Origin of the sequence: Mobiluncus holmesii ATCC 35242, from assembly GCF_000185445.1 — a bacterium.
Taxonomy (GTDB): domain Bacteria; phylum Actinomycetota; class Actinomycetes; order Actinomycetales; family Actinomycetaceae; genus Mobiluncus; species Mobiluncus curtisii.
In genome coordinates this window covers 755,666-782,360 of the sequence record NZ_GL622346.1, presented here as the reverse complement: position 1 = coordinate 782,360, position 26,695 = coordinate 755,666, and the positions used below count along the sequence as shown (strand labels likewise).

Genomic DNA, 26,695 nt, shown 5'->3' with positions numbered 1-26,695 from the left:
TCGGGTTGGCTTGGCTTTGCCCGCTTCGGCGCACTCGGCTTTGCGGTGTCTAAGTTTGCTAAAAACGCCGGTGGCTGCTGAGTTTCAGCAGCCACCGGACGATTAAGTTAGGAGCTCGAGACCGAACAGGTAGGGGGATTAGTAATCCACCACGTGTTCCTCCAGGATTCCCTTGGTGATTGGTGTGGGATCACCAAAGCGATGGTTCGTCAAAGCAACTGCCTGCTCGTGGAAGAACGGAATCATTTCGACTCGACCAGAATACGTTACCGGGTGATCCCAGATAGCAATATCAACTGAACCTTTGATAGCTTCGGCGACCTTGGTGCGGGTTTCACCAAGGATGCGGATACGCCCGTCATAGCCGGTATCGTGAGCCGCCCAGCTTCGAGCCCAGTTCAACCAGGCAGCTTCATCTTGAACCATCACGCTGACGCCGTGTTGGGAGGCAAAACCTGCCAAACCGGTTATCAATGGTTTAGCGGTCGAAATCGTTATCTTGGAACCCATCAGCAAACCAGCGTGCAGCACGTGGGCAATCTCCCAGTTCTTGACGTTTTCACCGATTCGCACCACCACTGGGACCGGCAGACAACGGAAAATGTTGCGCTCCACACCGAGCTGGGACGGATCGCGATTGACCTGAAATTCCTGTGCATAAGCGGTTTCATCACCAGCCAACGACTTCTCAAGCTTGTCGCGGTCACCGATTTCATCAGCTAGCGCGGTCAATTCACGCGCCAAAGCACCGGATGCGGAACCGGTAATGTCGCTCAACGTAGCATCGTCTGGACTCCATTCACCCAACGCGTACAGGTAGGAGGGACCACCTGCCTTGGAACCCGCACCCACTACGGAACGCTTCCAGCCACCGAACGGCTGACGGCGCACGATAGCGCCGGTAATACCACGGTTGATATAGGCATTACCGACCTGGACATGATCGAGCCAATACTTGATTTCGTCCGGATTCAGCGAGTGAATCCCGCCGGTCAAACCGTATTCGACCTGATTTTGCAACTCGACAGCTTCTTCCAAAGTGTCGCAGCGCATCACGCCCAAAATCGGACCGAAGTATTCGGTTAAGTGGTATTCGCTGCCGGGTTTCACATTGGCGCGCACGCCTGGACTCCACAGTCGCCCGGAATCATCCAGTTGCTTAGGCTTGACTGCCCAGCTCTGACCGGGCTCCAGCTGGGTCAAGCCGCGCCGCAACTTCTCGCCGGGCTTTTCCACGACCGGCCCCATCTGGATACCCAAATCCCACGGATAGCCAACTTTCAGGGACTGCACCGCGTCAATCAGCTGATTGTGGAAACGCTTGGAAGTGCCCACGGTGCCAACCAAAATGACCAGGGAGGCAGCCGAACACTTTTGACCAGCATGCCCAAACGCACTTGTGACCACGTCTTTGACCGCTAGGTCAAGATCCGCCGAAGGTGTGACGATTATGGCATTCTTGCCGGAAGTCTCAGCCAGCAGACCCAGGTCGGGACGCCAGGAGCGGAACATTTGCGCGGTCTCGATACCGCCGGTCAGAATGACTCGTTCTACCCGCGAATCGGTGACCAGAGTCTTGCCCAAGTCGTGATTGGCGAGGGTCACAAACTGCAGCACATCCTTGGGCACGCCGGCTTCCCACAGGCATTCCGCAAGCAATGCCCCACAGCGGCGGGTGGGGGAGGCAGGTTTCAAAATAACCGGAGAACCCGCTGCCAAACCAGCAATGGTCGAACCAACGGGAATCGCCACCGGGAAATTCCACGGGGGAGTCACCACGGTAATCTTGGCAGGAGTGAATTTAGCCCCCGCTACCTTTGTCATCGCGATGGACTCAGCGGCGTAGTAGTGAGCGTAATCAACTGCTTCGGAGACTTCCACGTCTCCTTGGTCGATGGCTTTACCGGCTTCGGAACCCATCACTTCGAGGAATTCGCCGCGACGCTGACCCATGATGACACCTGCCCGGTGCAGGATTTCGGCGCGTTCCTTCGGGCTGAGTGCCAGCCACTTTTGACCACCTTTCTCAGCGCGATGCAACACCTGCTGCAATTCGTCCTCGTTGTTAATCTTGGAGGCGTCAATGGTCTTTTGACCGACCTGAGAATTGCGCATCCTGGCAGCAATTGCCTCACCCCAAGCCACGTTGGCAGGCAGGGAGGGATCGGAATCCGGAACATTGCGGAAAATCCACTCACCGGAGTCATCCTGGACAAGTTTGGTGAGCTCGTCCGCGGTTTCCTGGCTCCGGTCTTGCAGACGGCGCGGCCCGAATTCCAGGTCATTGAGCATAGAAATAGCCTTTTCGAAACGGTTGCGTTCCCGTTCGTACATAGACTGGTTCGTGGTCAGCTCAAAAGCCGCGCTCATGAAGTTTTCTTCCGCGGCGATTTCTTCGAGACGACGCACCAGGTAACTGATGGCGACGTCGAACTCCTCGGGGTGTACCACCGGAACGTAGTACAGCAGCGGACCGGTGTCTTCCATGACCGCGCGCGCCATGGAGCTGTTCATGCCTGTCAGCATTTCGAACTCGCAGCCATGGTTTTGGAACACTCCGCGCTGGTTCGCGAGCTCGTAAGCAAAGCCGGCAGTAAACACGTTCATACCAGCCACCCCGATGCGAATATTCTGGGTGTGCTCAGGAGTCAACGCATAGTTGAGGATACGCATATAGTTCGCATCAGTGTGCTGTTTCGATGGCTGCGGGGTCATCGACCAGCCGTGCATCATGGCGTCGACATGTTCCATGGACAGGTTTGCGCCTTTAACCACCCGCACTTTAACTCGAGCCCCGCCGTTTGCGACGCGCTTTGCCGCCCAAGTTTGCAAGTCTTGCATGGCAGCGAGTGAATCCGGCAGGTAGGCCTGAAGCACGATACCTGCCTCCAGGTCTTTGAACTCCTCGCGGTCCAGCAGCTGCTTGAACACATCGATAGTCATATGCAGGTCGTGGTATTCCTCCATGTCCAAGTTGATGAACTTCTTGGGGCTGAACTTGTTGGCTTCCCGGTACAGCGGCAACAGGTTTTCGACCGCGTAAGCCACCATCTCTTGGTAGTCCCAGGCGATGTGCGGACCGGTTACGGCGGAGACTTTGATAGACACATAGTCCACATCGTCACGCTGCAGCAATTCCACCACGTCGTTCAAGCGTCGGGAGGCCTCTTTATTGCCCAATACCGCTTCACCCAAAAGGTTCATGTTCAGCCGAGAACCGTCAGCGCGCAATTTCGCGATAGCTCGTCCCAAGGACTTGTTGGTCACGTCAATCGCCAAGTCGCCTACCAGTTCCCGGAATATGCGCCGGGCCGCCGGAACCGCAATATCAGGTATGAGCGTGCCCAAAGCCCCACCGTACACAGCCGGCAGCTTCAGGTAGGGAGGGAGGAAAGACGGCTGATTTTCTTTCACCAAAGCCGACAGGTTCTTGCCTGCAATTTTAATGTCCTCCGGACGTACCACTTCATCGACAAATGCGACGGTAAAATCCAAACCACGCGGATCCTTTAAGGTGCGTGACAGCAGCTTAGAAGCGTAGTCAATCGGGTACTTCTTTGAGGCCTCAATCCACTTTTGAGCTCTCTCGACAGCCAACTGACCGACTTCCTTCAGTTCAGCTAATTCTTGTTCATTGAGCGGTTTCAACTTGTCTCCTTTGGGTTGTGTTTTCGCTCGGGAGATACTCATTGCTCACCAGAGCAATTCAGTCACTTTCTACCTATAATCTACTGCAATATTTTGCAGATGCTTTAACCTTTCTTGTGAAAAGTTATAAAAACAGCTATTCCGCCACGGAATCAGTTCCTTTTTCCTCAAATGCCACCAGCAGTCCTTTCGGATCAGGTCGTCCCTTGGCAATAGCCACGGCGCGTTCAAATTCCTCAAGAATCTGCGGGTCGTCCCGCCAGGTAGCTTGCGAAATGAGCCACGCCACCAGCAAGCAAGCCAGGAAACCAGGCACAATTTCATACAGGTGCGTATAGGCGACCCACGAAGCGTCACCGTTGTTGAACGCCTTGTTCCACAGCACTGCTACCCCCGCGCCTGCAACCATCCCGGAAGCCGCTCCTTGCCAGGTCAGTTTCTTCCAGTAGAGAGACAAAATGACGATGGGACCAAAGGCAGCCCCAAAACCTGCCCAAGCAAAAGACACCAGTCCCAATACAGAGTTCGTGGGATCTATCGCCAGCAAAGCCGCCACTATGGACACCAAAAGAACCGTAATCCGACCGAGCAGAACGCCCTTGTAATCACTGAGTTCCTTTTTGGTGGCACCGTGATAGATATCCTCGACCATCGCCGAAGATGTTACCAGCAGTTGTGAGGAGACGGTGGACATAATCGCCGCAAGGATAGCAGCCAGCATGAACCCTGCCAGAACGGCGGGGAACAGTTTCGTACCCATGACCAGGAACACGGTTTCCTGGGGGTTACCCTCCACCCCGTCTTTGGGCATAAGGTCGGGGATGATGCCTTGCTCGCTCATGGCGCGACCGATGATGGCGGTCATGCCGGTGCCGAGTAGACAGAAAACCATCCAACCCAGCCAGAAACGACGTGCCGGAGTGGCTTGGCGCGGAGAACGCAGCGCCATGAAACGCACAATAATGTGGGGCATTCCGAAGTATCCCAGTCCCCACGCGACGTTGGAAATCCAGTCCATCCAGCCTACGGCGTCAAGACCGGTACCCAGGGGGTTCAGCAGGGAGTTATCGCCGGTGGTGGACAAGCCCGCCGCAACACCGCCGAAACCACCGATAACAAACAGACCCATAATTGGCACCGCTACCAGCGCCACCATCATGATTAGCCCTTGCACCATATCGGTCCAAGACACCGCCAGGAACCCGCCCACCAAAGTGTAGAGAATCACGATGCCCGCTACGAAAACCATGCCGACGTGATAGTCCCAGCCAAAAGTCGAGTGAAAGAAAGTGCCACCAGCCACCATGCCGGAGGATACGTACAACGTAAAGAACACCACGATGATAATGCCCGCTACGTAGCGGATGATCTTAGAAGTATCGTGGGTACGGTTTGAAAAAAACGAAGGGACGGTAATCGAGTCACCGGCGACTTCCGTATATGCACGTAAACGTGGCGCGGTGACCAGCCAGTTAATCCAGGCTCCAACGGTTAAACCGATTGCAATCCAGCCGTTAAAAATCCCGCTCAAGTACATGGCACCGGGCAGCCCCATCATCAGCCAGCCAGACATGTCAGCCGCACCTGCGGAAAGGGCGGCTACAAACGGGGGCAAATCGCGACCGCCCAGCATATAGTCGTCCAGGCTCTTGGAACGGGTATAACCATAGACGCCAATCAGAATCATGGCTACGAAATAGATGATCATCGCGATGGCGATGCCTGCGGGATTAGCCGTGGTTCCAGCGGCTCCCGCGGGTACAACTGTGGTTATGTACATATTGAACCTTTCTGAAAATAATTAAACCAGCAACAACGCGGGCACAATGCTTCGACAGCGTCATCATAGTACTTAAGTCCTTATATTTTAGAAACGTGACCGCATCCTGGTACAATCGCTGGTGCGAAGGGGAGTATTCCCGCTAATGGGGCATCGTCATCACGGTGAAACCGTCCGCTGCCAATGCTGCGGAACCGCGTCACTCGGTGTCACCAGCCTGCTGAACCACAGGCGGGGAGAGACTTTCGGTACCCAACGATTTCGTACCGGAGGAAAGTTTACATATGCATGTGCCCCTGTTGGCTTGGATAATTCTGTTTGTCGTAATTATCGGCGTTTTGACTTTTGATTTTTTCGCCCACGTGCGCAAAGACCACTTTCCATCGCTGCGGGAGTCTGCAGCGTGGACCATCATCTACATTTCCATAGCTTTGGTAGCCGGATTGGTTATCAGTTTGACGTTGGGCTGGGACCTAGGCGGACAATACTTCGCCGGCTGGGTAACCGAGTGGTCATTGTCGCTGGATAACCTGTTTGTATTCGTTATCATCATTGCTGCATTTAAAGCGCCGCGGGAAGTTCAGCAAAAAATTATTGCGGTTGGCATCACTTTGGCGTTGGTATTCCGTTTAATCTTCATTTTGTTGGGCGCCGCCCTCATCGAACATTTCAGTTGGATTTTTTATATTTTCGGGCTGTTCCTGCTCTTCACTGCGCTACAGCAGATTCGCGAAGGCAGCGCTGACGCAGAGGAAGAAGCGGAGTACAAAGATAACTTTTTTGTGTCCGGGGTACGCCGGATTTTCCCGGTCACGCCCGATTACGTGGGGCATCAATACTTTGCCAAGATTGACGGTAAACGTCACATCACTCCTTTCCTGCTGGTGGTCGTAGCGGTGGGATCAGCAGACGTGATGTTTGCCGTAGACTCCATTCCTGCCATTTTTGGTCTAACTAACGAAGCCTTTATCGTGTTTGCTGCCAATGCTTTTGCGTTAATGGGACTGCGCCAACTGTACTTCCTAATTGAAGGTCTGATGGAACGTTTGATTTTCTTACATTACGGTCTGGCCGCCATTCTGGGTTTCATCGGGGCAAAGCTCATAATTCACGCCTTGAGCACGAATGAGATTCCGTTTATCAACGGCGGTCAGCCCTTTACGGGATTGCCTGAAGCGAGCAACGTGGTGTCTTTGGGCTACATCGTTGCGGTGCTGATTATTACCGCGGTGGTCTCCCTGTTGGTCAGCCGACGCCGTCAAAAGAATCAATCGAATGGAACAGTTCAGAACCATCCGGATGCTTAAAAATCAGCGATTTTCACCGATAATAAAGACGTGAGTGGACGTTTTATCTATCGGTGCATCGCCCTTTTTTCCATTTTAGGGGCAACCCTCGGTCTGGCAGCGGGATATGAAACCCCCGCCTATGCCATCGAGGGTGGGAACCTAACTGATCCAAATGAATCAGGCTGGGCAGCTGCTTTACGTATTTCTAATCAATCTGATAGCGGATGGATGGAATGCAGCGGTTCTTTCGTAGCCGCAAATTGGGTCCTTACAGCTGCGCATTGCGTGGCGAATGCTAACCTAGAAGTCGCTTACGCTTCGGTGGGGGCGAGCATCAATCGAAATTTTCCCCTTGCGGTAACGGGTATTGTCGCGCATCCCCACTATGACATAGCCTTGGTGCGTTTAGATTCCCCTGGTAGAGCCATCTTGCCTTTCAGCAGTCAAAATTTGCCCTCCGGACAGGTAAGTGAGGCCTATGGGTTTGGTACCGGATTGAATCTTAAAACGACACAATTAACTTCTCTCGGCACTCTCAATGATGGTTATCTCTATGCTCGTTCCTCACGAGGAAAGTATTCAGAGGTTGGTGATTCCGGCGGACCTCTCATTAGTGGGGGAAAGCTCTATGGGGTGCTCTCGGCAGCGGTGCAAACACCACGAGGCTTCCTGCTCTCTGAAGACTACAAATATGTGCCGAGTTCTGCTTTTGCCAACTGGATTTTTGAAACTATCGGAGTTTCCAGTATCGACGGCATTGCGAGGGTAGTATCGCCCTCCCCAACAAAACCCGAGCCGCAACCGCAGCCACAGCCTGCTGCTCAGCCTCAACCGGGGACCGCTCCGGGAAGAATTGCCGGCACCAATCGTGTCGAGACATCTCTGCAAGCCTGGCGACAAGGCGGGTTCACCGGACCTTCCCTGGTCATTGCCACCGGGAGAACAGCACCCGATGCTTTGAGTGCCGGTCCGCTAGCTGCAGCGCTGGACGCACCGCTGGTGCTATCTAACGGTCCCCGCATCGAACCCGGCATAGTCGCCGAGATTCTGGGGAGGGGAATTCGTGACGTGAGATTGGTGGGAGGTCAAGTGACTTTTGACCCTGTTACGATGAGGGATTTCCAGGCACGGGGAATTCAAGTGAGTCGAATTTACGGCATGAATCGCTACGGTACTGCCGCGGCGGTAGCTCGCCAGACGATTACGGAATGGAACCAGCGTGGAATTACGCAAACTCCTATCTTGCTGGCAGATGGAATGTCTTTCCCTGACGCCCTGAGTGCGGGAGCGGGAGCGGCTTCTATACACGGCGTGGTGGTGCTGAATGCAGGAGCCTCCCTGCCTCCAGAGACTACAGAGTTCATCCAAAATCATCGGGCACAGTCGGGAGGAAGCATATTCCCCATTGGGGGACCGGCAGCGCAAGCGTGGAACCAGGCGGGGTTAGCGGATTTCCGATCGCAACCGATTCAAGGTCTGGATCGTTATCAAACAGCTCAGTTTGTGGCGCAAGCCTTTGCCCCCGGGGCAACCTCCGCGGTGGTAGCCAGCGGAGTGAGCTTTCCCGATGGGCTGGCAGGAGCAGCTCTGGCAGCTCACCGTAATGCTTGCCTGTTGCTGACCGACCCAAGTCGGCTTTCACCGCCAACGGCAGCCAGATTGGCACACTTGCCCAACCGCGCTGCCTCCGTCATTATCGGCGGATCAGGGGCTATTAGCGAAGCAGTAGCTTGGGGAGTACGAGGTTAGAGAATTTTAGAAATCAGCCTGACGAGGACCGGCACCACGCCCGAGCTGCGTAGCAATGACCGAACACATGATGAGCTGTTCCAAATGCAGCAGCATGATGGGCACCGCGATAGCACCGAACGTGGAGGTTGGGAAGATAATCATCGCCATCGGCAGACCGGTAGCGAGAGATTTTTTTGAGCCACACATCATGGCAGCTATACGGTCAGCCCGATTCAAGGCGCAAAGTTTCCCCCACCCATACCAGGTCAAAATCAGCATGATACCGACAATGACCAGCGCATCTGCACCTATCAGCACGAAGTCTAAAGCTTCCACGGTGTCCCACAAGCCATGCAGCTTTGCGCTGGAAACTGCCGCGATAACGACCAAATAAATCGTGCCCTTATCGACGGTTTTGGTGATGACGGGGTGAGCATTCAGCCAATCGCGGGTCCATCGACCACTTAGCTGTCCCAGAACAAAAGGCAGCAAAATCAGTATGGCAATATCGCGTAACGTCGTTAGAGAGACGGTACCGACCCTCCCTAACAGCAACAGCACCAGCAGGGGAGTTGCAAATGTCCCGACTAGGTTGGAGATAGTGGCGGCAGTGACTGCCCCGGCGACATTACCCCCGGCAATGGATGTGAACCCAATGGAGGATTGCACCGTGGAGGGCAACAGACAGGTGTAATACATGCCCAGGGCAAAACTCGGTCCCAAAAACCATCCATAGGATTGGTAATTCAACATTCCCAACAGGGGATAGAGCACGAAAGTGGAGGTCAAAATGACCAGCTGCAGGCGATAGTTTTTTAGTCCGCCCAGCACTTCGACGGTTTTTAAACGTGCCCCGTAGACAAAGAACAGTACCGCAATGGCGTAGTGGCTGACTGACCCCACCCCAGTCACCACAGTGACCGGCAGAGGGATAAAAATCCCCGCAACCATAATCAGCAGGAGGGTAAAAACGAACCAGTCTACGTAAGCAAAAAACCACCGAATGAAAGGCATGGAGCCGTGCCAACTAACTCTTTTGAAGTAGCCCTTAGGAACCGATCGCCGGACCCCACTGGTGAGTCTCAATGGCTTGCACGATGCCGTGGACCTGATTGGGATCGTGCTTGAGAAACATCAACGCCTCCTCCGGCGTCTCGACGTTCATCAGCAGCAGCGCACCGGGCTTTTCGGTTTCATTCATCCAGGCACCGGCGGCCTGAAGTTTCCCTGATTTTTCCAAATTTCCCAGGTAAGCCAGGTGTTCGGGGCGAATCGTGGCTCGGTCGGCTTCCCGAGCGGGGTCATAGTGGTAGATAACGACGACTTTACTCATGCTGCAATTCTAGGCGTGTGCCCAGCGCCAACGAAACCGATCCGAATCGTCAGAAACACACTTGGGCATTAAACTTAACAGGTGCATGAAACTTTGAAAGTCCACGGAGCTCGCGAACATAACCTCAAGGCAGTCGACGTTGAAATCCCTCGGAATGCTTTGGTGGTGTTCACCGGTCTGTCCGGCTCGGGCAAGTCATCGCTAGCTTTTGACACAATTTTTGCAGAAGGGCAGCGCCGTTACGTAGAATCGCTGTCCTCCTATGCTCGGCAGTTCCTCGGGCGGATGGACAAACCCGTGGTGGATTTCATAGAAGGTCTATCCCCCGCGGTGTCGATTGACCAGAAGTCTACATCTCACAACCCACGCTCCACCGTGGGTACCATTACCGAGATTTACGATTATCTGCGCCTGCTGTTTGCGAGAGCCGGCACCCAGTATTGTCCGGTGTGCGGCGAGGAAATTACTGCCCAGTCTGCGGAACAAATCGTGAATTGGCTGTTCACTTTGGGGGAGGGGACGCGGTTAGAGGTCTTGGCTCCAGTGGTCCGGGGGCGTAAAGGCGAGTACTCGGAATTGTTTGCACAGCTCGCCGCCAAGGGCTTTACCCGGATGCGCGTGGATGGTGAAACTCATCGCCTGGAAGAACCACCGACCCTGGAAAAACAACTGAAGCACGACATTTCGGTGTCTGTCGACCGGGTAGTAATTCGGGAAGGCTCCCGTTCACGAGTGGCGGATTCTATTGAGACCGCTTTAGAGTTGGCAGAAGGACTGGTCGTGGTGGATTTTGTGGACCGCGACCCGGACGACCCTGAACGCAGTCGTCGATTTTCAGAAAAACGAGCCTGCCCAAATAATCATCCGCTCGCTTTGGAAGAAATCGAACCGCGGACGTTCTCTTTTAATGCGCCATACGGAGCCTGTCCCGATTGTTCCGGAATTGGTTCTCGGTTAGTGATTGACCCAGAACTGGTGGTACCAAATCCTGATTTGACCCTGCGTGAAGGCGCTGTCAGCCCTTGGACGAGTTCCAAAGATACCATGCAACGTATATTAACAGGACTGGGTGATGAAGTAGGCTTTGACCTCGACACTCCGTGGAAGGATTTGTCTGCACAAGTACGCGACTATTTGATGTGGGGCAAGAACTATAAGGTACGAGTGAAATATCGCAACCGGTGGGGACGGGAACGGGTATATACCACGGGCTTTGAGGGGGCAGCGAACTATATCCAGCGTCGTTACGATGAAACCGATTCTGATTTATCCAAAGCCAAATATGAAGGTTATATGCGCGAAGTTCCCTGTCCGACGTGCCAGGGACGGCGGTTAAAGCCTGAAGTTCTGGCCGTTCGCATCGGGAAACTCAATATCTCAGAAGTCACGGATTTATCAATTGATGAAGCGCAATCCTATTTAAAGGATATTCCTTTATCGGGTATGAAAGCTAAAATCGCTGCACCGATTTTACAAGAGGTACACGCGCGATTGGCTTTCCTAATTGATGTGGGATTGAACTATCTCACTTTGTCACGAGCTGCCAACACCTTGTCAGGCGGTGAAGCACAACGTATTCGGTTAGCTACTCAGATTGGATCCGGACTGGTAGGCGTGCTTTATGTCTTGGATGAGCCTTCCATCGGTCTACACCAGCGAGATAACCAACGCCTCATTGATACCCTGAAAGGTTTGCGTGATTTAGGCAATACCCTCATCGTGGTGGAACACGATGAAGACACTATCCGGGCAGCAGATTGGGTGGTGGATATTGGTCCCGGCGCAGGAGTGTCCGGCGGACAGATTGTGCATTCCGGAACCGTCAAGGAATTATTGCGAAATAAGTCTTCGCTTACCGCAGATTATTTAGCGGGACGGAAATCTATTGAAATCCCGCAGCATCGCCGCAAACCTGACCCGGAGCGCATTCTGACAGTAAGAGGCGCGCGCGAAAATAACCTACGAAACATTGACGTATCGTTCCCCCTGGGATGCCTCATCGCCGTCACTGGGGTGTCAGGATCCGGTAAATCCACGCTGGTCAACTCCATTTTGTACCAAGCGTTAGCCAGGGATTTGAACCGCGCCCACACGGTGCCGGGACGTCACAAGCAGATTGACGGCGCTGCTCATCTGGACAAGATTATCCACGTGGACCAATCACCCATCGGTCGCACTCCACGTTCGAATCCTGCGACTTATACCGGAGTATGGGATGCAATCCGAAAGCTCTTTGCCCAGACTGAAGAAGCCCGGATTCGCGGATACGGTCCGGGGCGCTTTTCCTTTAACGTCAAGGGCGGACGCTGTGAAGCTTGCCGAGGTGACGGCACATTGAAAATCGAGATGAATTTTCTGCCCGATGTTTATGTGCCCTGTGAGGTTTGCGCCGGGGCGCGGTATAACCGGGAGACCTTGGAAGTGTACTATCACGGAAAAAATGTGCGCGATGTTTTGGATTTGCCGATTGCACAAGCCGCCCAGTTCTTTTCCGCAATTCCCAGCGTGTCTCGCTACTTGGACACATTGACAGCGGTCGGCTTGGGCTACGTGAAACTTGGGCAGAGCGCAACCACGCTGTCTGGAGGCGAAGCCCAACGGGTCAAACTAGCCAGTGAACTGCACAAACGCACGAACGGGCGCGCCATTTATGTGCTTGACGAACCAACCACTGGTCTGCACGTCGACGACATCCGCAAGCTTATGGTCATCCTGCAGGGACTGGTCGAGAAAGGTAACACGGTCGTGGTCATCGAACATAACCTGGATGTCATCAAGTGTGCTGACTGGGTTATCGACCTCGGTCCAGAAGGCGGTAAAGGCGGCGGTACGGTGGTTGCGGAAGGCACTCCAGAAACCGTGGCAACAGTACCCGGTTCATTTACCGGGCAATACTTGGCAGAAATCCTCAAAGTGAAAGGCACAAAATGACTATAAATTTGAGCGACGAGGAATGGAAAGAACGACTGAGCCCCCGCGCTTATGCGGTGCTCCGTCAAGCCGCTACGGAACGACCGGGTACCGGGGAATTGCTCTTTGAATCCCGTGATGGTCTCTACAGCTGCGGAGCCTGCGGGGCGACACTGTTTGATGCCGACACAAAGTTTGATTCCGGGTGCGGTTGGCCAAGCTTTTTTGAAGCGAAGCCGGGAGCCGTACGCGAAGTGACCGATACATCCCACGGCATGACCCGCACCGAAGTTCGCTGTGCAAACTGTGGATCTCACTTGGGACACGTATTCCCGGACGCGCCGCAAACCCCGACCGGAAACCGATTTTGCATGAATTCGGTGGCGCTTAGTTTTCAGCCTCAGGAATGACCAGTTCCCACCAGTCGAACGTCAATCGGCGCATCTGACCAAAATGTTGGGAGATGCGCCGAAACTATCCACGACGGAAAAGACCTTACAGGGTGGCTTTCTCAAGCAGCTTGTCGTCTTTCCCGATTCCACTCATGTCGACGGGGTGACCGTTCGCAATGTACAGGGGTGTCCCCGCATTTTCCCGACCGAGGCTCTTGAGACGCTGCTGCGCCAAAATATTAATCGGCATCAGACCAGATTGTTCGGTAGCCGGTGGCACTGATTTGTAGTCTATGCCGTGTTTTCCAGCAATTTTAGCCAGTTCCTCATCGGGGTTACGGATGGTCTGCGCCCACTGTTCATTGTTCTGGTTCTTTTCGTAATCAGCGGACTTATAGTTATCCATCGCGAACTTGGTCAAGTCCTTGCTGAGTCCCCATAGTTTCTCGGGCTTATTTTCTGCGGTCCAGTACATGAGGTTATTCGCAGAATACGCAATGTTGGGGAACTTCAGCTGCTGGGCGTGAGTCAGGGTTGGGCGCAACACGACTATCGCCTGACCGCCCTCGACCAAGTCGTTGAGCTGTTTACCTTGGTTGAGTTGGTCTTCGAAGTCATTACAGATGTTGCACAAGTAGTCGTAGTACAGTTCCAGGACCTTAGTGCCTTTTTTCGACTCGGCAGTGATTTCGTCGTTAGTCAAAACTTTGCCATCTTTGAGCCAGATGCCCCGCCCGGCGGCGTAGGTTTGGGGTTCGGCATAGCCAATCATCGTCTTCGTTCCCGCGATGGTGTCCGTAGGCTGAGCCTCTAACTCGTGTTTCGTGGTCGCAATCTTAACGAAAACGATAATCAACGCCAGCACGATGGCGACCAAAACAATCGCCAAGATGGCGCCAGAACGATTGCCGGGTCGAGACACCGTCAAGTTCGTTCGAGAAGAACCTTTTTTCTGTTTTGACATCTGTGAACTCCAATCACTTACCGCCATTAAACCCTGAGAGATGGGAATGTTTCAACATTTGAAAATTATTGCAGATACAGGTGACCCGCCAGACGCCGGATTCGTCCGGTCTGTTCCAAAGACTTCAGTCCGTCTTGCATCCGTTGACGAATATCGGTACGCGCTGGAGTTAAATCTAGCACTCGTGCCACTGCTTCTGAGGTCTCCTCCTCAAGGGGCTGCTGCGTGTCGATAACCCAGGTCAAAGCATTATTAAACTCTTCGTCACAGATGTCTACCAAGGAGCGTTGACCATAGATTGACCCAGTTCGAAACACGGTAAAATCCGCGGCTGATGTTCCGGCAGGCCAAACAAATGTGCCGAATTTCGTCTTAATTTTCTGGACTTCTGGATTAAGCAGTTCCAAAATCCGTTGACGGCGTTTCGGATGTAGACGTTGCATTCCGAAGGCATCGGCAACGAGTTTAGCCAGCCGAACTTCCCCGATAGGTCCCTCCGTATAGAGCACCTGCGCCAACACGTCAGCCACAGCGGCAGCATTAGCGGGGTCCTGTAAATCATCTAGGACTTCCTTGGAACCCTGATTCTGTAAGGGTTTTCCGCGGGGAACAAACGGCTGCGGGACCGTTTTAGAACGAACAATGGCGGGAATTTGCGCAGTAAAACTGGGGAGCTTGGCTTCGGAAGGTTCTGGTATGGGGTTTGCCAGGGGCGATGTAGACATCGCGGGGGTATCAGTTTTTTCAGTGCCTTCCGCGGTTTCCTCAGGGGAAAAGAGGGGGGCGAACGCACCCAAACCGGGCTTAGAAATTTTGCCGAGTTCCTCGTTCGACTCAGGATTTTGGGCAAGTTCTATAAAAAAGTCGGTTTCTTGTGCTCCGAGCTGATCTCCCAGAGTTGGAGCATCGTGAGTCGAGGTGAGCTCTCCTCTCTCTACATGCGCAAATGTATCCGCGGGAATGTCCGCGATGACCGGTAGCGCTGAACGGGTTTTCCGTTGTACGGCAGGGGGAAGGTCCTCGATGCGGGCGGCAGGCTGTTCCGACGGAGGCGGTGTAGGCGCAGAAGGTTCCGGCTTTGTTTCCTCAGAAACAGCTTCGTTTTGTGGCAGGGCTGGCATCGGGGCGGGAGGAGGGACAGACTCGTCGGTCTGCGTGTGAGCCGCGGCTTCACGTAGGGGCTGCGGTAAATCCCATTGCGTTTCATCGGGAACTTTCCACGGCTCGTCGTCACGGTTATTTTGCGCCGCTGCAATACGTGACGGAGAGGTGTAGCGGTCATCGCTCGCTACCGAGCCGTCCGTAACGTCACCGGGAAATGCGAGGTCTAACGCTATAGAAACGAGACGCCGCGTCACTTCATCTGTGTTTTCCATCAGCTGAGTCAAATACACATGTTCGATAGCGCCAAAACCGCAATGTTCCAGGAGGAATTGGGGAATACCGACCTCTCGATCCCAAGCGGAATGAACCTGTCGCTGTTCGGGACTATCCAAAATCAGACCTAGCCACGGCGCGCCTGCATCACCACGAACCGCTAAATCCAGACGTAATGATGCCGACCCCATATCTGTGCGGACCTCCAAACCCGCGTGACTCAGTAGCCTCGCGAGGTGGTCACGCACTGCCGAAACTGGAACGGTATCGGGCATGATGCTCGGGACGTTTAAGACGTCTTGCAGTATGGCAGGCAGCCCAGATTGATCGAGGTCGCGGTTGACGACAAATAGCACCTGGCGATTTGTCTCTAACAAAATTCGAGTCCAAGCCAGGGGCAAATCACGTGTAACCGCAGATTTCGACGTCTCCGGCTGCGAATCAGACCCCAGGAAACACACCAGCAAATCGCAAGCTGCGACGCCGTCACCATCGCTGAAGCCTCCGCTATTCCCCGGTACTCCTGTATCGGCGCTGGGGAACGCTGCTCCGGCTGCACCCAGGTGGGTGACCCGCAGATTCATCAGATTGATTTCACCCTGTCGGTTAGCGTCATCGAGATACCAGCGGATACCCGCTGCTAACTCAGCCGTCCAGGTCAGCGCCGTGACGGCTTTACCACGGTTTTTCAGGCACAGATTCATCAGCAGATTCCCGGCCTTTTCAAACCACACGTAATCGGCGCCCAGTCCCTGCCAGCCCGGATTTTCGCTGGCAAGGTGCAGGGGAAGGGGATGATGCGCGGCGGGAAATTCCATAATTAAGACTGGATGCGCTTGCACTTGTGCTACCGGCCAGGTGTCCAGCTGATCAGGACTGAGCAGCTGTGCCAAACGACCGGGGGTGGGGGTTAAATCTCGACCATAGCGGATAGTCAGTTCGTATTCGGGAAAACCTGCTGACTTAGCGAACTCGTAGGCGCTGCGCGCCCGACCTTTTGCAAAACTCGTGGCTGCGGGCAGGCTCGCCACGAACATGGCTTGTGCCGCTCCCGCGAGGGCTTTCACCACGGACCCGGAAGGTAGCTCGGAGGCATCGAGAATCACCACGGCATCAAAACGGGGTGTTTTCTGGGTAAAATCAGGCAAATAGGTCACGACTTCCAGCGGAGTCAAACCCACAATTGGGGTACGAGTCAAGACACCGTCCAAGTGTTCACGCAGTGCTTGACGGATGGAGAAATTATCGTCACGCAATCGTGCCCCAAAACTGCGCAAGGTTTCTTTATCTGCACGCTGAGCAAATTCGCCTGCCGCGGTAATCACCTGATTTAGGATTTCTCGACGAGTTTCCGTGCAGTTCAGCGAGAGTCGTTCCACCTGGGCGGCATGAGTCACCGGATCAAACCCCTGCTGCGCCAAGGCTCGCTGCCGCTCGCGTACCGCCGCGACCGACAAAGCGTGTTCCAACACGCCTTGAATCGCCATTCCGCCGAGAGTTCCTTCTGCCACCCAGGTGACCAGGTCATCCAGCCCCAAGGCTCTCAGCTGAGGGGTCAGGGCTCGAAAAGCCAAAATATCGTCCAGGGTCGAGTCCTCCGAGCTGAGCGACGTTCCCCAAACCTTGCGAACCTGCAAGTAACGACCCAAGGGTGGCAGACCTTGTGACCACGTTTCCAAATCCGTACTCGAGACCTGCAAAGACTGTAAAACCTCAGCAAAAGCGTCAGAAATCGCGCGCACTTGCTGACCTAAACGACCACCCTGGCGAGCCAGAGGCATCAAAGACTCCAAATCATCGCGGCGGCTGGGCAGATACCGCCCCAATTCGATAGCGCTTCGCACCGTATCGGCATGGTTTGCGAATTTTTCACGCGAGTCGGGGGCTAAGGCGTCAAAATCTTTCAGCCCTAACACGGGATTGGCGCCAATTTGCGAGCCCAAGGCTTCCGCGCGCATCCGCAGGGCATTGAGGTCGTCTAATAACTCCGCGACCTTATTGGGGGTAACCGGACCAGTGAGGTAGGGCTGCAGCTGAGATAACACGGCTTTGCGGCGACTGTTGCGGGTAAACCCACCGGAGGCTTCGGCGTGACGCGCATCCATCAGCAAGTCTAAATCTTTGCCGGAATGGTAAGCGGGGGCAGCAATTTCTAGCAGGGGAGTGGCTTCGTCCCACAGGTCTTGCAAGGACTGTTGCAAAGTTTCGATTCCGGAAGTAACCGCACTACGTTCCGCTTCGGTTAGTTCCACTGGAGCCCTGCCGTATCCAATCTCTAGCAGGTCCAGCCATCGCGCGAAAATTGGCCAGGCTGCCAGGTCGGAAGCGGCAGACATAATTTCCAACACGGCAGGGTGAGCCTGGGTAATGGCATCTTCCAAGGTTTGCAACGCCAATTTCAATTCCGTGCGGTCTATGCTGCGCGCACTTTCGCCCACCAGGGACCAGGGATTAGCACCGATGCCATTCACCGAGTTAGCATCCAGATTTGCCAATTCTTTGCCAAGTTTCGCCGCAGCAGACCGGTCATTAGACAGATAGGGGAAGTTCGGAGCCGCCGCCAGACGACCTGCCAAAACCCGTTCTTCGGGTTCCAACTCGGCGGCAGTCATGATTTGTGCAGTGTAAGCCTGCCATGCGGAAACATGGTTGGGACCGACCTCGTGAATCTGGTTGAGATACAAATCCAAATCCTGGGACAGAGTTTTCAGGGAAGCTCGGCAAGAATCCAGGTATCCCGCGTCAGCGTTGACTGGGCGATCCCAAGCCCCTCGAAGCAAATCCCGGCTGCGCTCATCGCGAGTCTCGGCTTGCGGGTCGAGAGTGAGGAACACGTGTTCAAATCCGGCTTTACGAACCCGGTTACGCAGTTTCTTAAGACTGGTGCGACTCCCCACGACCAGAACGGAATGCTGCTGTACCAGAGACTGCGCCAGTGCATTCACGACGGCATCAGTCTTGCCGGTCGCCGGGGCTCCGGACAGAATGAGGCTATGACCTTGACCAAATAACTTTGGTATCTGGAGTTGTTTGCGGTCGGCTTTTAGAGGCGCAAAAACATCTCCCGAGAGAGGGACGGTGTCAGTGTTATCTTCGGAAAGTTGGGTGGGGGCATTGGTGGTGGCATAACGTTTCACTAGGGCGGAACTGCTGTAATCCTGGTGGTGCGCTTTCAGGTCGGTCGCCACGGGGGACCAGTTACAATGAGACAGCCCCAGAGCAGCTTGACGTTCCAGCTGCATTTTGCCATGGAGGGAGCTATCTTGCAGAGCTTTTTCCAAAGCCGACAGAATGGCGTCGAGGTCGAGCCCGCGAGAAGTTCGACCGGCTTTCACCCAGCGGGACGGAATCCGAAACTTTTGGTGCAACAAACGCACTACTGTACTGTTCAGCTCCAGTTTGTCGCCCGGTGCCAGCCGTAAATATCCCAGGGGACGATCGGGGTCGGGGTCTAATCTGGCTTGAAAAATTGGAAAACGAACACTCCCACGGTTCGCGACCAGGAAACCGAAAGCGAGTTGTAGTTCCAGACCATCGCATCGATTTGCCAAGAGCCAGCGCCAATGTTCGGCGGTAGTGAGCTGCGTGTCCGCATCCCCACCAACGGTAGAAAGAGGGAAAGTCCCGCCAGCGCGCAACTGGCGAAGGGTTGCATTCAGGGAGTCCGCGGAAAAGGGGAAAGTCAGGGCAGCGGCAGGTGGTGCTAGGGGAGTGACTCCGATTTGCTTATCAGTCAGAGAAAGCGCCCATTCAAGGTAGGCTGCATCCGTCACTATATTTCCCCTTTACCCCGATATTCCGTCTCTTAACTTACACGCAAATGCCATTCTAGGTCCTGGATTACCGTTCGAGCTTGTGACAGACCGAAAGATAACAAATCGGTTAACTTTTTTCCGGCGCTTCTACTAAAGTAGAGATACGTGATTTTTTAAGGAGGACGAAGTGTCGGAAACGAATCCAGGACCGGACCCTACTGAAACGGCAGTATTTGGGGCTATAGGCAGCGTTACCGAAACGGAACCAGAACTGGGTAAGCGAGTTCTGTCCTCCGCTGACGAGGAAGCTGTGGCGGCTCTACCTGCAGGTTCGGCACTGTTAATTGTGCAGCGTGGTCCCTCCGCGGGGGCGCGTTTCCTGCTCGATACAGACCGCATCACCGCGGGCAGACATCCCAAGTCGGATATTTTCCTTGATGATGTAACGGTTTCGCGCCGGCATTGCGAGTTTATTCGCCAGGAAAACGGCTACATGGTTCGCGATGTCGGTTCTCTCAACGGCACCTATATTGACCGGGAAAGGGTAGAGTCGCACCTGCTGACTTCGGGGGAAGAAGTCCAGATTGGCAAGTTTAGATTGGCTTACTACCCGGCGGTGAATTTTAAGCAATGAGTCAGGTCGCCCGAAAAGTCAATGACATTGGCAGCTCGTGGCCTCCCGAGGTAAGCCATAAGCCAACTATGTCTATTGGACGAGTCCACGAGATTATCGTGAAGGAATTTCCTTCGGTATCTCAGGCTAAATTGCGCAATTTTGAGAAGCACGGGATTGTCAGCCCGGCACGGATGTCCAACGGTTACCGCGGTTACTCCCTGGCAGATGTGGAGCGGATACGGTACGCCCTGAAAGCCCAGCGGGACAGTTACTTGCCTCTAAATCAGATTGGCGAAAATTTGCGGCTGTTGGATTTGGGGGAGGAGCCCCTGCCGGTGCAGCCAGTCATGCGAGTGGTGGCTTCGGAAGGACAAATGCGCCTGCCGACTCACTCCCGGATTTCGTTGCGTGATTTACAGGTTTATACCGGCGCTTCTGATGAACTGTTGGAAAAGGCGGTCAATGCCAAGCTCATTGCTCCAGATTTTTCCTCCCGCTTTTCTGCCGGGGCAGTTGCGGTGGTGCAGGCTTTGGAAGTCTTGGAAAAGCAGGGTATCGAGCCACGCAATTTGCGTTCCGTCTATTCTGCGGTCAATGCGATTTTGGATTTGGTGGATCGAGTGGTGGCTCCGGAGCGGCAAAAGAATAACGCTGTTGCCAAGGATCGTGCCCAAATGCGAGCAACGGAACTCTCGGCACAGCTAGCGGCGTTAGCTGAGGCATTGCTGACTGTCGGTGTCGAGGAGCTGTAAGGCTGCGGGAATAAAGTTTGGTTCCCCGACAACCTTGCACTTAAACTTTAAGTGCAAGGTTTGGGCGCGCCGCGCATCGGACCACGTTTCTATGGTGCATAATCTAAAATAGAAACATACTTGAACGGAGGTTGCCTTGGAAAAGCCGAGCAAATCTGGAGTACCGCAGATTAAGCAGGGGATGCTATTTGGTGAAACCCTGCCGGTTATTGACGAAGAAACCGGGTTCCGCGGACCGACTGCCTGTAAAGCAGCCGGAATTACCTACCGGCAGCTCGATTACTGGGCGCGTACCGGTTTGGTAGAGCCTTCTGTGCGTAACGCCCGCGGTTCAGGGTCCCAGCGTCTCTATTCTTTCCGGGATTGCCTGCTGTTAAAGGTGGTTAAACGTCTGCTGGATACCGGTGTTTCCCTGCAACAGATTCGAGTTGCGGTAGCGACTCTGTCCAAGATGGGTGTCGAGGATTTAGCTGGCATCACCTTGATGAGTGATGGCGCTTCGGTTTACGCCTGCACGTCACAGGACGAAGTTATCGACTTGGTGCAGGGCGGACAAGGTGTGTTCGGCATCGCGGTAGGTCGCGTCTGGCACGAAATTGAGGGCGAGCTGGCGCAGCTGCCTGTAGAAAACATTAATGATGACAACGTGGTGGTCCACGATGAACTGGCGGAGCGTCGCGCGCGTCGGCGTCAAGTCAGCTGAGAGGTTTCTCGCGTTCACAAGCGCGGTGCCAAACTTTTTGGCAAGGTAGTGTCCCGGTCGGAGGTTAGGGAGATGCGTAACGACCGGGACACTTTTTTGTACATATATCCGCGGGGACAGACACATAAACCCGCCATGTGTAAAATGACATAATATATATTATCGGATTGAAGGAGCGTCGCGAGCGTGCGATACCAAAGCTTCGCACCGTCCTTGAGCAAAATTCCGCTAAATCGGTTAGAATGAACCGCTAAGCATAAAAGGAGGCACTAATCGTGGCTGATCGCGCACTACGCGGGATGCGTATGGGTTCCAATTCTCTCGAGTCTGAAGAAGGCGTCGTTTTCGTCGAGCGCCAAAACGTAGACTACACCTGCCCGGAAGGACACGCTTTCGATATTCCCTTCGCCATTGACGCCGAGGTGCCTGACACCTGGGATTGCCCGATTTGCTCCAAGACTGCGGTACGCAACGGCGCGGAAGACTTCCAGGAGGAAAACACAGCTAAACCTCAGCGCAACCACTGGGAACATCTCATTGAACGACGCAGCGAGGAGGAACTCCGCGTGCTGCTTGATGAGCGTTTAGAAGCCTTGCGTTCCGGGCGGCGCCACTACGGACGCTAATATTCCCGGTTTCGACACTCCGTGGAGCTACACTAATAAAATGACATAACACTAGGCACGTTGGCATAGTTCCCGTATCCGCCACTTGGCGACTTCTAGGAACGCTTCCTTAATGATTGACCCGCTCATTTTCGAAGTACCTGCCCGGCGTTCCACAAAGGTAATGGGCACTTCCACAATCTTGCCCCCCGCCCGGCGCGTCCGCCAGGTCATCTCAATCTGGAAACCGTACCCTTTTGATTCAATGACGTAACTCTGCAATAAACGGGACAGGAAATCCACCCGATAGACCCGGAAACCCGCTGTGGTGTCAGCTACGCCCAATCCCAGCACCACATTGACATAAACGCTTCCCGCCCGGCTCAGCGCCTGACGCGGGAGCGACCACCCTGAGGTCGCTCCCCCACGCCGCCAGCGCGATCCGATGACCAGGTCCGGACGACCGCTACCATGAGCTAAAGCCAACAGACGCGGTAAATCCCGAGGCTGGTGCGAACCATCTGCATCGAATTCCCCAACCCAGCTGTATCCGTGGCTATCCGCCCAGGCAAATGCTGCCAAATAAGCCGGTCCCAGACCCTCCTTACCCGTGCGGTGCAACACATGAAGCTGCGGGTGATTCGCAGCTAAAGCGTCTGCCAATTCCCCCGTCCCATCAGGTGAATTATCATCCACGATGAGGATGTGAATTCCTGACGCTTGCGCCAAAACCTCTGTGGTAATCCACTCGAGGTTTTCTCGCTCGTTATAGGTCGGGATAGCGATAACGGTCTGCGCGTTATAGTTAGTGTTTTTCACGTTTCCAACTTTCTGAGAGTGCCAATAAAACTTGTAAAACCGCCGCCAGCACCACCAATACCTGCGCCCCCAGACCGAGCAGTTCGCCGGTGAAGGTTGCGGGGGTGGTCCCGCTGCGCAGAGGAAGGCTCGTGACGAAACTGCCTGCCTGGAAGTTTGGAATCACCCGCCCCACAATCTGTCCACGAGCATTAATCCGGGCTGTGGAATCCATCGTGGATACTTGGATGGTGTCCAAACCGTGTTCAGCCGCACGAAAGCGGGCAATAGCGAGTTGCTGGTCAGCTTCATCGGAAGAACCAAAGAAGGAACTCGAGGTGGGCACGTAGATAAAGTTCGCGCCTTTAACCGCTTGCCGCACCAGGTCATCGTCGGCAATCTCGTAACAGATGGGACTGGCCAAATGCACGTCTCTACCGGAGAGCGAAACCTCAAGCTGCGCCACGCTACCCCCGGCAGCCAAGTCTGCGGGAACCAAATCGGCTAGAGAGGGAATAAATGTGGCAAAAAATTTTCGCCAGGGCAGGTACTCGCCGAAAGGTACCAGATGCTTCTTGGCATAAGTGTCGCGGGCTTGCCCGTTGGTCCACACCAAGATGGTGTTTTGCAAAGAACTTGTGTCGAGGTTCGATCCGGCAAGGTTAGCTACGCCCCGTCCGCGAGCTCCCGCTCCTAACGTACCCGTGATGAGCGGAGCTTGGAAGGCGGCAGTCACCTGGTTCACCAGAGCAGCTGCATGATGACTGGTCCGCGGGTCTATGTCTGCCGCGTTTTCCGCCCACAACACCAAATCAACGTGCCGAGATGTCTGTTGACGCAGGCGGAGAGACTCCGCTACGTGGTTTAGCAACACTTCATAAGGCTGCCCGAATGCCGTTTTCGGCTCGCGTCCCGGCGTATTGCCCTGGACCGCAGCGACCGTCACATGCCTGGTAACAACGGGCAACGCGGGATGCACCAAGGTGGGGTACACGACGACGGCAACCAGAGCGACCAGCGACACCATCCGCAACATCAGCCCACGGTGTCGATTCAAAAGTTCCAGCACGGCAGCGGCTATGAATACACAGACCCCACTGACCAGCGCACTGCCTCCCCAGGGCGCCCATGCCAACAACGGCGTGTCCACCACCGCAAAGGCAAGTTTTGCCCAGGGAAACCCCCCGAAAGGAATCAAGGAGCGCAACTGTTCCACGCCGACCCATGCCAGAGGTGCCCAAACCAGCCGTAACAACCCGAACAAACGGGGAAACCGTGGAATAGCCTGATCCCCACGCACCCACACTTGTGCAAAAAAGCAAATAAACAGCGTCTCTAAAATCGTCAGGGCGATCCACGGAAAGGCTGAACCTGCAGAAACCCCGGTCCAGCTCAACTGCGGACCGAAGAAACCGAGCCCCCACGCTGCTGACACTAACAGAACACGCCGCCTGCGAGAGCCGCGACCGAACTGGCGACGCAAGGTTCCCAGCAAAATCATGAGAGAAGGAATCAACAAGAACCACACATTCCAGTGCGGAAAAGCCAGGGCTCCCGCCACTCCCCCTACGAAAGCTAGGGGCAGAGCTATCAGAAGTCCCACGTCACCACTCCCCGCTTCACCTGATTAATTACGCTGCGGAATTTCGCGTGCAAAGCCGGATTGAGGTTCAGTTTGCGCAACTGGTCGGCGAGGTCTATAACCTGGCGAATGACCCGCACGAAGTCCCCGGCGCTCATACCGGTCAGCTCCAGGCATTGCCCGAGGGTGACGTCCTGCGCCCACGCCACGACTCCTGGCAACAAATCTGTCTCCAACGGCGGATATGCCTCCAGATAGTGTTCTTGCTGGAGAGTCGCGATTTCAAAGTTAATTCGCCCCATCGATTCCAGTGCTGTCGCCAGATTGGCAGACGCCTCGGCTGGAATCAAACGGGACAGTCCGCCAGTACGGTTTTGCGCCAAGCACACCGAGAGCGCCCCTGCTAGATCCGCCACGTTCAAGTCATCGAAAACGCCACGACGTAAACATTCCACCACCAGTAGATCACGCTCGTTATAGACCGACTGCAGCATGATTCCCGCGTCACGAAGCTGAAAATTATCATCAACATAGTCCAGTTCCCGCAGCACTTGACAGGTGTGATCCAACTGACGTGCCAGGGACTTAGTGCGAGTTTCAATTCGCTGGCGAGTGATCCGGGCAGATTCTCGGTTTTTGGCAGCCTGGCGGGCTTTCACCAGATGTTTGTCCCGTTCGGGACAGCTATAGACCGGGTGGGCTTTCATCTGGGCGCGTGCCTGCTCTATAGCCCGACGGTCGGCTTGCTGGTTCTGGGGGGTATTTTCCCCGCTGTGGCGTCTCTGTTTAGCTTGTTTTTCGGTTTTGGAAAGGGCGTTCATCAAGTCCAGCAGCGCCATTACGTCCCCGCGCTCGCAACTGGCGCTGCGTTCTTGATCCGCTGCCAAATCTTCAAACCGGCGCAGTTGTGCGAACAATTTGCGTGAACTTCCCAACGCCACATACTGAGCAAAAGACTTTTCAACAGTCTCTTTTGCGCCCTCCAGTGTAGTGCGAGCCAGCAGGTTTACTGCCATGTTAAACGTCGGTACGAAAGCCGAGTGCAGCGGGTAGGTCTGTTGACTTGCCAAATTAGCCAGCAGCTGGGGTGGATTCTTCACTTCCATGAGAGTCAGCGCATGTCCCACCGAATCAATCCCGCGGCGTCCAGCGCGACCCGTGAGCTGGGTGTACTCCCCCGGTGTCAAATTCGCGCGTTCCTGACCGTTCCACTTATTCAGCGATTCCAGGACAACGGTGCGGGCAGGCATGTTAATCCCGAGGGCTAGTGTTTCTGTAGCAAAGACCAGGCGAATCAAGCCTTTCGCGAATAGTGACTCGGTCAGCTGCTTTTGAATCGGCAGTAATCCGGCGTGATGTGGGGCGATACCGGCGGCCAGGGTTTCTTCCCAGTTCGAAACGTCAATAGCGCTCAAATCGCCCTGGCTGAAACCTGCCAGCGTAGTTTCTACCTCGAGACGAATCTGGTCGGCTTCTTGTGGAGTGGTGAAACGTAAACCGGCGTCAAACACCTGCGCTGCCGCATCGTTACAACCCTGCCGGGAAAATATAAACACAATCGCCGGGAGCAAATCTCTCTGTTCCAGACTGCGTGCTACCGCGGGTCTGTCCGCGCGAATCCGGCGGGGCATCCGCCCCCGACGCGGCATGACCTGTTGGGCGGCTTGCGCTAGCAGAGCCCGGTTCAGGTGTCCTCCCACCTCGCCTTTGGCAAATAGGGGCAGGATTTCGCCCGAGGCGCTAATCATAAAGTGTTTCAACGGCACCGGTCGGACAGAGGTCGAGATGACGGTGGTGGGACCGCGCAAAGTCTGGAGCCATTGGGCGAAAACATTAGCGTTAGAAATCGTGGCAGAAAGGGAAATCAGACGCACCGCTGCATCGAGGTGAATAATTATTTCTTCCCACACCGGCCCACGGAAATGATCGGAGAGATAATGAACCTCATCCATGACGACATATCCCAGGTCTGCCAACGGCGCGGCGGCATAAATCATGTTCCGCAGCACTTCGGTGGTCATCACGATGATGGCGGCGTCGCCATTAATCGCGGTGTCGCCGGTCAACAATCCGACATTATCGACACCGAATAACTCCACCAGCTCCAGATACTTTTGGTTGGACAGAGCTTTGATTGGTGTCGTGTAAAACAGGCGTTTCCCCTGGCGCAAAGCCAGGAATATCCCATACAGACCGACAATAGTTTTCCCAGCCGAAGTCGGGGCACTAACCAAAACATCTTGCCCCTTATCTAGTACTTGGCAGGCCTCGATTTGAAAGTCGTCCAAGGGAAAATCAAACAACGCTTGGAACTCGTAGAGTTGCGGAGACTGCTGGGTCGCTTTGAAAGCCTGATAACGCTGGGCAGGAGAGGGGCTGGTCGCGTTGGCGGCTTCCGTTTGTGCCAACCGTGCGGCAGCTTTCTGGCTTTCACGGTAACGGTGACGTTTGGGACTCATA

17 protein-coding genes are annotated in these 26,695 nt (G+C 54.6%); 8 read left to right on the top strand and 9 right to left on the bottom strand.

Translation table 11 applies throughout. The features are described from left to right. Nucleotides 1-138: 138 nt before the first annotated feature. Nucleotides 139-3,690: a bifunctional proline dehydrogenase/L-glutamate gamma-semialdehyde dehydrogenase gene (locus HMPREF0576_RS03290; RefSeq protein ID WP_004010684.1), complete on the bottom strand. Its 3,552-nt coding sequence runs from the start codon at nt 3,688-3,690 to the stop codon at nt 139-141. Between the two features lie 94 nt (nt 3,691-3,784). Further along, the gene (gene putP, locus HMPREF0576_RS03285) at nt 3,785-5,428 is read right to left on the bottom strand and encodes a sodium/proline symporter PutP (protein WP_004010683.1); all 1,644 of its coding nucleotides are present in this window, start codon (nt 5,426-5,428) and stop codon (nt 3,785-3,787) included. A gap of 284 nt (nt 5,429-5,712) precedes the next feature. Between putP and HMPREF0576_RS03280 the strand changes: the two genes are divergently transcribed. Next, the gene (locus tag HMPREF0576_RS03280; RefSeq protein ID WP_004006823.1) at nt 5,713-6,735 is read left to right on the top strand and encodes a TerC/Alx family metal homeostasis membrane protein; all 1,023 of its coding nucleotides are present in this window, start codon (nt 5,713-5,715) and stop codon (nt 6,733-6,735) included. 30 nt (nt 6,736-6,765) lie between these two features. Continuing rightward, on the top strand, nt 6,766-8,466 hold the full coding sequence (locus tag HMPREF0576_RS03275) for a cell wall-binding repeat-containing protein (RefSeq protein WP_245527317.1): 1,701 nt from the start codon (nt 6,766-6,768) through the stop codon (nt 8,464-8,466). Nucleotides 8,467-8,472: 6 nt separating this feature from the next. On the opposite strand, the gene HMPREF0576_RS03270 is transcribed toward HMPREF0576_RS03275, so the two are convergent. Further along, nucleotides 8,473-9,462, bottom strand: coding sequence for a bile acid:sodium symporter family protein (locus HMPREF0576_RS03270; RefSeq protein ID WP_004010682.1), 990 nt, complete (start codon nt 9,460-9,462; stop codon nt 8,473-8,475). Between the two features lie 34 nt (nt 9,463-9,496). Then, the gene (locus HMPREF0576_RS03265; protein WP_004006820.1) at nt 9,497-9,781 is read right to left on the bottom strand and encodes a YciI family protein; all 285 of its coding nucleotides are present in this window, start codon (nt 9,779-9,781) and stop codon (nt 9,497-9,499) included. A gap of 81 nt (nt 9,782-9,862) precedes the next feature. Here HMPREF0576_RS03265 and uvrA point away from each other — a divergent pair, with 81 nt between their 5' ends. Together uvrA and msrB are read left to right on the top strand one after the other, a co-directional pair. Continuing rightward, nucleotides 9,863-12,712 carry an excinuclease ABC subunit UvrA gene (gene uvrA / locus HMPREF0576_RS03260; RefSeq protein WP_004010681.1) on the top strand — a complete coding sequence of 950 codons (2,850 nt, stop codon included), beginning with the start codon at nt 9,863-9,865 and terminating at the stop codon, nt 12,710-12,712. Next, nucleotides 12,709-13,101 carry a peptide-methionine (R)-S-oxide reductase MsrB gene (gene msrB / locus HMPREF0576_RS03255; protein ID WP_004010680.1) on the top strand — a complete coding sequence of 131 codons (393 nt, stop codon included), beginning with the start codon at nt 12,709-12,711 and terminating at the stop codon, nt 13,099-13,101. The genes uvrA and msrB overlap by 4 nt, the downstream gene beginning before the upstream one ends. A gap of 85 nt (nt 13,102-13,186) precedes the next feature. On the opposite strand, the gene HMPREF0576_RS03250 is transcribed toward msrB, so the two are convergent. Both HMPREF0576_RS03250 and HMPREF0576_RS03245 read right to left on the bottom strand, forming a co-directional pair. Beyond that, nucleotides 13,187-14,047 (bottom strand): hypothetical protein, encoded by an 861-nt coding sequence (locus HMPREF0576_RS03250; protein ID WP_004010679.1) that lies wholly within the window; start codon nt 14,045-14,047, stop codon nt 13,187-13,189. A gap of 65 nt (nt 14,048-14,112) precedes the next feature. Next, the gene (locus HMPREF0576_RS03245; RefSeq protein ID WP_004010678.1) at nt 14,113-19,197 is read right to left on the bottom strand and encodes a DUF3320 domain-containing protein; all 5,085 of its coding nucleotides are present in this window, start codon (nt 19,195-19,197) and stop codon (nt 14,113-14,115) included. A gap of 169 nt (nt 19,198-19,366) precedes the next feature. Here HMPREF0576_RS03245 and HMPREF0576_RS03240 point away from each other — a divergent pair, with 169 nt between their 5' ends. The 4 genes from HMPREF0576_RS03240 (at nt 19,367) to HMPREF0576_RS03225 (ending at nt 21,876) form a co-directional block, all read left to right on the top strand. Next, nucleotides 19,367-19,813 carry an FHA domain-containing protein gene (locus HMPREF0576_RS03240; RefSeq protein ID WP_004006815.1) on the top strand — a complete coding sequence of 149 codons (447 nt, stop codon included), beginning with the start codon at nt 19,367-19,369 and terminating at the stop codon, nt 19,811-19,813. Beyond that, nucleotides 19,810-20,547 (top strand): transcriptional regulator FtsR, encoded by a 738-nt coding sequence (ftsR, locus tag HMPREF0576_RS03235; RefSeq protein WP_004010677.1) that lies wholly within the window; start codon nt 19,810-19,812, stop codon nt 20,545-20,547. Before HMPREF0576_RS03240 ends, ftsR begins: the two co-directional genes overlap by 4 nt. 181 nt (nt 20,548-20,728) lie before the next feature. Next, nucleotides 20,729-21,250: a MerR family transcriptional regulator gene (locus HMPREF0576_RS03230; RefSeq protein WP_013189545.1), complete on the top strand. Its 522-nt coding sequence runs from the start codon at nt 20,729-20,731 to the stop codon at nt 21,248-21,250. 275 nt (nt 21,251-21,525) lie between these two features. Beyond that, nucleotides 21,526-21,876 carry an RNA polymerase-binding protein RbpA gene (locus HMPREF0576_RS03225; protein WP_004006812.1) on the top strand — a complete coding sequence of 117 codons (351 nt, stop codon included), beginning with the start codon at nt 21,526-21,528 and terminating at the stop codon, nt 21,874-21,876. Between the two features lie 51 nt (nt 21,877-21,927). Here the strand turns inward: HMPREF0576_RS03225 and HMPREF0576_RS03220 are convergent, their stop codons facing one another. Genes HMPREF0576_RS03220 through HMPREF0576_RS03210 form a run of 3 tightly spaced genes read right to left on the bottom strand, consistent with a single transcriptional unit; the run spans nt 21,928 to nt 26,694 of the window. Continuing rightward, entirely contained in the window at nt 21,928-22,674 is a 747-nt protein-coding gene (locus HMPREF0576_RS03220; RefSeq protein WP_004010676.1) for a polyprenol monophosphomannose synthase, read from the bottom strand. Beyond that, on the bottom strand, nt 22,661-24,256 hold the full coding sequence (lnt, locus tag HMPREF0576_RS03215) for an apolipoprotein N-acyltransferase (protein WP_004010675.1): 1,596 nt from the start codon (nt 24,254-24,256) through the stop codon (nt 22,661-22,663). The genes HMPREF0576_RS03220 and lnt overlap by 14 nt, the downstream gene beginning before the upstream one ends. Further along, on the bottom strand, nt 24,244-26,694 hold the full coding sequence (locus HMPREF0576_RS03210; RefSeq protein WP_004010674.1) for a DEAD/DEAH box helicase: 2,451 nt from the start codon (nt 26,692-26,694) through the stop codon (nt 24,244-24,246). The genes lnt and HMPREF0576_RS03210 overlap by 13 nt, the downstream gene beginning before the upstream one ends. Between the last annotated feature and the right edge of the window lies 1 nt (nt 26,695).

Excerpts from the sequence above, each read along its gene's own strand:
- HMPREF0576_RS03290 (WP_004010684.1), bottom strand. The coding sequence starts at position 3,690 with ATGAGTATCTCCCGAGCGAAAACACAACCCAAAGGAGACAAGTTGAAA.
- putP (WP_004010683.1), bottom strand. The coding sequence starts at position 5,428 with ATGTACATAACCACAGTTGTACCCGCGGGAGCCGCTGGAACCACGGCT.
- HMPREF0576_RS03280 (WP_004006823.1), top strand. The coding sequence starts at position 5,713 with ATGCATGTGCCCCTGTTGGCTTGGATAATTCTGTTTGTCGTAATTATC.
- HMPREF0576_RS03270 (WP_004010682.1), bottom strand. The coding sequence starts at position 9,462 with ATGCCTTTCATTCGGTGGTTTTTTGCTTACGTAGACTGGTTCGTTTTT.
- HMPREF0576_RS03265 (WP_004006820.1), bottom strand. The coding sequence starts at position 9,781 with ATGAGTAAAGTCGTCGTTATCTACCACTATGACCCCGCTCGGGAAGCC.
- msrB (WP_004010680.1), top strand. The coding sequence starts at position 12,709 with ATGACTATAAATTTGAGCGACGAGGAATGGAAAGAACGACTGAGCCCC.
- HMPREF0576_RS03250 (WP_004010679.1), bottom strand. The coding sequence starts at position 14,047 with ATGTCAAAACAGAAAAAAGGTTCTTCTCGAACGAACTTGACGGTGTCT.
- ftsR (WP_004010677.1), top strand. The coding sequence starts at position 19,810 with ATGAGTCAGGTCGCCCGAAAAGTCAATGACATTGGCAGCTCGTGGCCT.
- HMPREF0576_RS03230 (WP_013189545.1), top strand. The coding sequence starts at position 20,729 with ATGCTATTTGGTGAAACCCTGCCGGTTATTGACGAAGAAACCGGGTTC.
- HMPREF0576_RS03210 (WP_004010674.1), bottom strand. The coding sequence starts at position 26,694 with ATGAGTCCCAAACGTCACCGTTACCGTGAAAGCCAGAAAGCTGCCGCA.